Source organism: Sphingomonas sp. CCH9-F2 (assembly GCF_001556735.1).
Lineage (GTDB): Bacteria > Pseudomonadota > Alphaproteobacteria > Sphingomonadales > Sphingomonadaceae > Sphingomonas > Sphingomonas ginsenosidimutans.
In genome coordinates, this window is the sequence record NZ_LSJO01000286.1 from 1 (window position 1) to 8,198 (window position 8,198).

General features: G+C 65.8%; 6 protein-coding genes. All 6 read right to left on the reverse strand.

Annotated features, from left to right (window positions below; genetic code table 11):
• The coding region (locus AX685_RS08665) for a sensor domain-containing diguanylate cyclase (protein ID WP_066487607.1) at positions 1–1,256 on the reverse strand (1,256 nt) is incomplete at its 3' end.
• Positions 1,257–1,322: 66 nt separating this feature from the next.
• Positions 1,323–2,534: a Ca2+-dependent phosphoinositide-specific phospholipase C gene (locus tag AX685_RS08670; protein ID WP_066487610.1), complete on the reverse strand. Its 1,212-nt coding sequence runs from the start codon at positions 2,532–2,534 to the stop codon at positions 1,323–1,325.
• A gap of 72 nt (positions 2,535–2,606) precedes the next feature.
• Positions 2,607–5,012, reverse strand: coding sequence for a TonB-dependent receptor (locus tag AX685_RS08675; RefSeq protein WP_231738719.1), 2,406 nt, complete (start codon positions 5,010–5,012; stop codon positions 2,607–2,609).
• Between the two features lie 309 nt (positions 5,013–5,321).
• The gene (locus tag AX685_RS08680; protein ID WP_066487613.1) at positions 5,322–6,527 is read right to left on the reverse strand and encodes a TetR family transcriptional regulator; all 1,206 of its coding nucleotides are present in this window, start codon (positions 6,525–6,527) and stop codon (positions 5,322–5,324) included.
• A gap of 87 nt (positions 6,528–6,614) precedes the next feature.
• Positions 6,615–7,334, reverse strand: coding sequence for a DUF6796 family protein (locus AX685_RS08685; protein WP_066487617.1), 720 nt, complete (start codon positions 7,332–7,334; stop codon positions 6,615–6,617).
• 9 nt (positions 7,335–7,343) lie between these two features.
• Positions 7,344–8,198: PepSY-associated TM helix domain-containing protein (locus AX685_RS08690; RefSeq protein WP_197418534.1), on the reverse strand; the 855-nt coding region annotated here is incomplete at its 5' end.

Below are 8,198 nucleotides of genomic sequence, written 5' to 3' on the forward strand. Positions count from 1 at the left end.
TTTTCGACGCCGATCACCCCGCTACCGGGGTCCTTTTTCCACGCCGATCCACAGTTCAGGACCCACTGGGTCGTCTGACGCGCCAGCGTCGTTCGCTCGATGATGGGAATGAACTCGGCGGGCGAGATGTCGCCGAGGGTCGGATGACGCCAGCGCAGCAGCGCTTCGACACTGATGCAGCGGCCCGTCGCCAATGCCAGCCGCGGCTGGTACACGAGCCGAAGCTGGTCATCCGCCTCCAGCGCCGCACCGAAATCCTGGAGCAGGCGATAGCGCCGCCGATGCGCCATGTCGTTTGAGGAAGAGTAGACCGCGATCGCCCCATCTTCGCGACGCGCATCCTGTGCGGCACTGGACGCCCCTCTAAGGACATCATCTGCCGCCACCTCACCCAGGATGAACGGACGCACGCCGATCGCCACACTGGTCACGAAGCGCACCGACGAGACCGCCCGGATCGTATCGAAGGTGGAGCGCAGCAGGCCCAGATATGCGTCCTGCTCGACATCGGGCGGCGACAGGAAGGCAAATTGGGCCGCGCCGACATGATAGGCCGTTCGCGCCGGCGTCAGCGCCGTCTGCAACGCCAGCGACGCCTCGCGGATCATGTCGTCGACCCGAGCGCCGCCCATGGCCTGCCGGAACCGGCTCAACTCGTCATCGCGCGCAAGGTCGACAGCAACGGCGAACCGCCGCTCGCCGGGGCGATCACGGGCAAGGTCGACGAGATCGTCCCGGAACTGCATCTGGGTTGCCAGTCCGCTGACCGGGTCGATGCGGCCAAAGGCGTGCTGCAACTCGATCTGCGCCATCACCATCGCCGCAAGATCGATCAGCGCCGCCATCTCGGACGGCGTTATCTGGCGAGGCTCCGTTCCGAGGACGCACAATGCCCCCAGGCCATATCCGTCGGTGGTGATCAGCGGTGCGCCGGCATAGAAGCGCGTCCCCGCGTGGGCCAGCACGCTGTCGGCGTAGGATGGGCTGGCAGCGAAATCCTCGATGACGACGGGTTCGTTCGTCTCGGCCACCTCCGAACAGGGAGCCTTGTCGCGCGGAATGCTATCATGATCTATGCCGACCCGGGACTTGAACCATTGTCGGTCGCGATCGGTCAGGGACACGGCGGCGACGGGCAGGTTGAAGATCTGGCTGGCCATGCGCGTGATGCGGTCAAAGCTCTCGCTGGCCGGGGTGTCCAGCAGCTTGAGCTGGCGCAGTGCCGCAAGCCTGCCTTCTTCCTGATAGTTTCGCAAAAAAACGACGCCTCCGCTGAGGAGCGTAGGCGCCAGGGAATTAAGGAATGGTTGCCGGTGAGCGCGTCAGCGCGTCAGACGGCAGCCCTTCGGCGCATTGACCGGGTTGCAACGTGCCTCGCCACCACCCGGCAGTCGCACCACATAGGTGGTGCCATAGGCGTTGCCCGGCTTGTAGAAGTCGGTGGAGACGATCTGCGCGCCGCTGGCAAAGGCCCGTTTGGCACGGACCGGATCGTTCACCTTCGCCTCATAGGTCTCGATATCGGCCCGAGCGCGCACCAGATAGCCTTGCCTCACGCGCTCGGGAATCTCCCTGGCGCGGACATTGGCGTTGTCGAGCAGCAGGAACGCGGCGTAACTTTGCCCCGGCGTGGCGCGCAGGAATGCGGCGCGGCCTTCCAGGTTCTCATGCCCCTCATGATAGGCGGCAAGCGCCTGGGGATCCATTGCGGTGAGCAGCAGGAAGACGAACTTGCCACGCGATGTCGCCAGCGTCGGCCAGTTGTGTGCGAGCACGCCAGCTTCGAGAGTGGCATAGGTGCCGCGGACCTGATCGGGGGTCACCAGCTTGTCGCGGCCGATCTCGCGGAAGATCGACTGGTCCATCTCGTCGAAGGCCGCGCGATCGAAGGCGAGCGGCGGCGTTCCATTGGGGAAGACCGGCACGGCATCGCTCTTCGCCTCGACCAGGATGAAGATCGGGGCATGATCCGGATGCGCATCCGACCAGGCGCGAAGCTGTTTCAGGCAGCGCGTGAACAGGTTGCAGCTCGAACGCACATCGAGATCGGCGATGTGGAACACCTTGAGGCCCGGCTTCTCCATGTCGGTGGCGTCATAGGGCAGCATCTGGCTGTCGCTGACGCCCGTGGCGCGCAACGCCGCAAAGCCTGCGGGATGGGCATAGCGTCCGCCCATTGGATCGTTGTTGATGTCGATCTCAAGGCTGCGGATACCCGCGTCGAGCTGATCGGTCAGCGTGGTGTAGCGATAGCTCAGGCCTTCGCTCATGCTGGTGAAGTTGGGGTGATATTCCTGCCAGTCAGCCTTCATCTTCTCGGGCATCGCTTTGGTGAAGGCCGCCAGCTTCGCGCCGAGCTTGGCGTCGACCATCGCGAGCAACCGCGGGTCGACGCCCTGCGAATAGCTGTTGTGGGTGCCGATCACCTGGATCTGGTTGATCCGTACCTCTTCGGTGCGGCGTGGTTCCCGGGCGATCGCGATCGCGGCGGTGCCGGTGGCGATCAGGCCCAGCGTGACGGCAAGCTTCTTCATGTCGTGCGTCCTAGGTGCGACGGGTCGTGCGCAGCCCCGGCCAGATGGCGCGGGGGCGGCGTCGAAGGTGCGTCAGAAGTTGATCTTTGCGAAGGCGCCGAGCGTCCGGTAGGCGTTCGGCGAGGTATAGTGCAGCAGGCCGAGCGGGCCGTAGATCTGCCAGCCGGTGGAATAATAGGTGTTCAGCAGGTTGCGGGCATAGACGCCGAACTCCACCGCATCATCCAGCCTGGCCAGGCTGACGCGGCCGTTCAGCAGGCCATAGGCCGGGATTCGCGAATAGGTCGAATTGGGCGTCTTGGTGCCGTCCGGGTTGCTGACCGCCGGGGCGAGGATATCGCCGAGCATTGCGCCCGTCACCGTCTGGGTGTCGCTGCGATAGCCATAATCAAGGTGCGCCTTGAGGTTCAGCCCGGCGCCGATCTCGTCCGCATAGTCCATGGTGACGCTAGCCTGCCATTCCGGCGCATTGGTAAGGCGCGTGCCGGTATAGTTGGCGGTCGGGCTGGCGACGTAGTCGGTGAAGGTGGCATCGGTATAGGTCACGGAGCCGCCCAGCGTGAACTGGCGGGCGGGCTTGACCGTCAGCGACGCTTCGACACCGCGCGAGCGCAGGCCCGGCGCATTGCCGATTGCCGACGCCAGGATGAACCCGCCGACCCCGGTGCTCACCGGAGTGAGGATGGTCGCCTGGAAATTGGTGAACTCCGAGGAGAAGGCCGCGAGGTTGAACCGCGCGCGGCGATCGAACAATTCGCTCTTCAGGCCGATTTCCCAGCTCTTCACCGATTCGGGATTGTAGGGATCGTAGCGGTTCCCGACGAAGGCGACGCCGCCGGGCTTGTAGCCCGTGGCATAGCTTGCATAGATCATCACATCGCGGCTGATCGTGAACTGCGGCGCGATGCGATAGGTAAACCGGCCGCCGCTCCTCGATCCGGTGCGGAATGCCTCGGTCGGCCCGGCACTGGTGGCGATGAAGGTCGGCGAGTAGCCCGTGATCGGCTTCGGATCGATATTGATGTAGCTGATCGTCTGGCTGTTCCAGTCGTAATTGTAGCGTCCGCCGAAGGTCACGCTGAACCGGGGTGCCGGCGTGATCTTGATCTGGCCGAACGCGGCCGCCGCCTCGTTGGTGGCGTCGAACAGCACGGCATTGCCCAGCATCGCCTTGGTGATCGGATCGAAGGCACCGGTCAGCGCATAGAGCGTCGGCGACGGGACGCCGGCAGGCGACAGCAGCGGTGTGCCGAGCGTGCCCCATTGCAACTGGGTCTGCTTGGCATTCAGCTTGTTGTAGAAGGCGCCGAGCAGATATTCGATCGTCCCGCCCGTGGGCGAGGCGAAGTGGATCTCCTCGCTGAACTTGTTCGTCTTCAATCGGCCCGAGTTGAACGGGATGAAGGCATAGACGTCGCGGGGAAGCAAATTGGCAGGCGTGTCGTTATCGAATGTGGTCTCGCGATAGGCGGTAATCGAAGTCAGTGTGTGCTGGCCCATCTCATAGTTCACATGGAGCGAGCCGCCCTTGTTGGTCGTAGTGTTGTGGCCTAGCGACCCGTCGGCGCTGTCGGCATTCTCCGGCCCCGGGACGACGCCGAGCGCGATCTGCGCCGCGGTGAGCGCGGCGGCGGGCGCAAAGGCCGAGCCGGTCGGCCCGCCGACGGGCACCCGGATGGCCGTGTCGATGTGGTGGGTATATTCGCCGGCGAGCAGCAGATCGAGCGACGGTGAAGGCTGGAACAGCAGCTTCCCGCGCACGCCCCATTCGCTGACCAGGCCAAGATTGCGGTCGAGCACGACATAGCGGCCCTTGCCGTCCTGCCCCAGTGCAAAGCCGGAGACGCGCAGCGCGGCGCGATCGCTGATCGGCACGTTCACGGTGGCATTGGCGTTGCGGTCGTTGCGCTCGCCATAGCTGGCATAGGCGGTGCCGGAGAACTGGCCGATCACCGGCTTGTTGGTCGTGATCGCGATCACGCCCGACGTCGAGTTCTTGCCGAACAATGTACCCTGCGGGCCCATCAGCACGTCGACGCGCTGGATGTCGGTGAGGCCGATCAGGCCGTTGTCGCGCTGGGCGTCCATCACGACATCGTCGACGACGACGTTGACCGACTTGGCATTGGAGAAGTCGAAGGACGTACTGCCGACGCCGCGGATCTGGAAGGCCGCCCCCTGGGTCGGGTCATATTGGACACCAGGCACGACATATTGCAGGTCGGTCAGCGACGTGAAGCCGCTGTCCTCCAGCGCCTGGCCGGTGACCGAGGTGATGGAGATCGGCACCGATTGCGCCTTTTCCTGGCGGCGCTGCGCCGTGACGACGATGTCGGTAAGCGCGGTGTCGCTTGCCCCCTCGCTCGTTTGCACCCTAGCGGTGTCGGCGCTCTGTGCAAACGCCTGTTCAGTAGCGCCGAAGCTGCAACCCAGAGTTGCTGCGCTGGCCATCAGCGCGCGGAATAGGTCGTTCGTCATCCAGAGTGCCCCCCGAGTCCCACCGATTCGGTGGGCTACGGGAGTGCTTCCTATGAGGTGCCCATGACGGCAAAATTACAGTTGTTCAGTTTCAGCCTTGGGCGTGCTCATTCTTCAGAAGCCGTCCCAGTCGCCTCGTGCCGGGGGGGATCGCCCGGATTTCCAAGCCAAACCAGCGTGTGAGGATGGGCGCGCCTCGAAGCCGGCGCGCGCGATAGCCGGCGCACGATGCATCCCGATCCGCCCTGCCGCTCCACGCCGGCGACGGTGCCTGTCAGCGGGTGATGCCGTTTCGAGGGCTCCTTCGGTTCAGGCCAATGAGCCAGTCCGCCATGCCTCCAGCGCGGCAAAGGCCTGAGCGAGGTGCGCAGGATCGGACGCCTTGCGCGCCATGCCGATCATGCCCAACCCGAAGGCGGCGATCGACAGCACCTGTCCCGCCGCGCGATCGAACGCCGCGCCGATGCCGATCTGCATCGCCTGCATGTCGCTCGCGCGCCAATTCTCGCCGCGCCGGCGCCGCATGTCGATTGCATAGGGTCGCAGGCTGGGTTCGCGGGCGCTCGCCAGCGCGATCATCGATGTCGCCTTGATCAGGTCTTCGATGCTGGTGTCGCTGGGCGGGCCGCCGCCATCGCCGATGCGGATATCGCTCCGGCGGCGGTGGAAGCGGGCGATAACCGCGTGGAGGCTTGCCACCACCAGGGCGGGGCGCGATCCGAAATGATAGACGACGGTAGAGGCCGGCACGCCCGCAGCGAGCGCGACAGAGCGGTGCGTCACGCTGTCGATCCCTTGCGAGACGATCAGTTCGGCGGCGCTGGCGATGATCCGCTGGCGTTTCGGGTCCTCTTCCTCAACCGCGGGCGGTGCGGCGGTATCGAACAGGCCGATCAACGATGCGATCGCAGCACCTGTGCCGGCATCCGCATCGGCAAAGATGCCGCGCGCGAAGCGTTGCAGGCATAGCGAGCGAAGCAGGGCGTATTTTGGATCGTCGCCGATGCCGAGGGAGAATCCCGCCTCGTCCAGCACATAGCCCAGCGCCAGTTCGGCAAGCGCCGTGTCCCCGAATATGAGCGTGGCCCAGAAGCGCCCGGCATCGTCGAGCCAATCCTCAAGCGCCGCCAGCCGGTCGGGCCGAAGCGCACGGTCGTGGACCAGCTCGATCAGCAAAACCGCCTGGCGCCGTTCCCGTGTCACCCATTCGCGCAGCGCCAGTTCGGCAATGGCTGCGCGCGAGGCGCTATCCGTCGCGCCCACCGCTTTCGCGAGCGCCGCCCATTTTTCCAGGAACGCCCGGTCGCGCGTGTGCGCCGCCTGCGTCAGGCCTTCCAAGAGTTGTTCCTTGCTGCCCATGCGCGCCGAGATCACCGGCACGCTGACGCCCAGCCCCGTCGCGAGCGGCCGCAAGGTCAGTTCGGCGAGGCCGCCGGACGCGATAAGGTCGAGTGCTTTGTCGACGATCGCATCGACGGAAATGCCAGGGGTTGCGATCGATCGATTGGCGGACACCGACGCGCATCTATCGCAATCGCTTCGTCCGGTCACGCCGAACGAGGCATTGGCGGAAATCTCCCGATTGTCGACGATCTCGCGTCTTTACCGCGCGAAGGTCCTGCCGCCATTCCAAAGCAGGATCGTGGACAGCGTATAGACGATGAAGAACCCGATATTGAGGGCAGCGGCGAAGAACCATGGCCCGACAGGTGCCGGTAACGCCGCACCCATGGCAGCGAGCAGCAGCGGCACGACGGGATTGAGCACGACCGCCGACCAACGCGGATAGCGGGTCGGGCGGGCGAGGATCGTCACGCACAACAGCATCATGCCGAGCGCCAGCGGGATCACCGCCAGGAACCATGCCGCCGCCTGCATCCGGCTAAACTGCGCGCCCAGCGTCAGCAGTGCGGGATGCGCCGCCACGGGAAGCGTCGGGATCGTCTTGTACACCATGCCGGGGTAATAGAAGGACGCATGGCCGAGCGGCGACCAGGCATTGGCGCAGAAGAGCAGCGCGAACGCGGCGAATGGGAGGATGCCCCCCGCCGGTTTCACGCCCTGATACAGATGCCAGCTTCCCGCGAGATAGAGCGGGATGGAGAGGTTGGCGATCATCGCGCCCGCCGCCAGCCTCGACTCGTCGAGCGGCAGCATCCATGCCAGCGCCTTGAACGGAATGCGGTCGGCATAGTCGCGCAGCAGCAGCGGGAATTGCTCGGGAGGCGCCGACCCGCCGACCAGCAGGACATCGCCGATCGCCCAGCAGATCGCACCGACGATCCCGGCGATCCCGGTGGCTCGGATGGCGAGGAGGTTCATGTCATTCTCCTACGTGGTGGCGATGGCCGGAGCGGCCCAGACGCTGTCACGCGGCCCGGCCACGGCTCGCCGCCGTGCGGCCCTGGCCATGGCGGCGAAACCGGCCGCGCCGAGGATCGCGACCAGATCGACCAGTCGGCTTGCACCGGGATGGCTCCAGCCATGCGCCAGCGCAGGGGACAGGATCGTGGTGAGCGGAATGGCGGCGGTCGCGCCGGCCGCAGCCCATAGCAGCTCCGATCCGCTGCGCGCCGCGCCGCGCAGCAGCGCCCAGCCAACGGCCGCGACGAACACGAGATAGTAGATGCGGCTGTGCCACGCGGCGAGATCGGCCCGGTCGGCCGGCAGCCACTTCGCGGCGGCGATCGTCAGCGAGATGCCCGCCACGCACCCCAGCGGAACGCCCACCGTCAGGCTTGCCAGGATACGGGTGGCACGGGTCTGCGTCACCGCGCCCGCCTTGCGTTCCTTGCGGCGGCGGCTCTCGATCCAGAGCAGGTTGCCCGAGTAGAACAGGAACGCGCCGGCCAACCCAAGCAGGAAATAGGACCAGCGCACGGGCGCGCCACCGAAGCTGCCGAAATGCAGCGTGAAGAAGGACGTGACCGCCGCGAACCACGGCCCCTGACGCCCCGGCATATAGTCTGCCTCGGTAATCGCGCCGGTGCGGGTGTCGATCTCCGCCCGGCCATAGGTCGGCGCGCGCATCCCGTAGCGCAGGTCGACGCCGGTGACGTCGCCATGTGCCGCTTGCCTGGCATCATGGCGATAGGTGATCGAGCGCAGTGCGAAGCCGGGTGCCTGGGCCGCGATGCGCCGTTGCAACTCGGCGGGCGACAGCGTGTCGCGCACCGCGTCATAGGC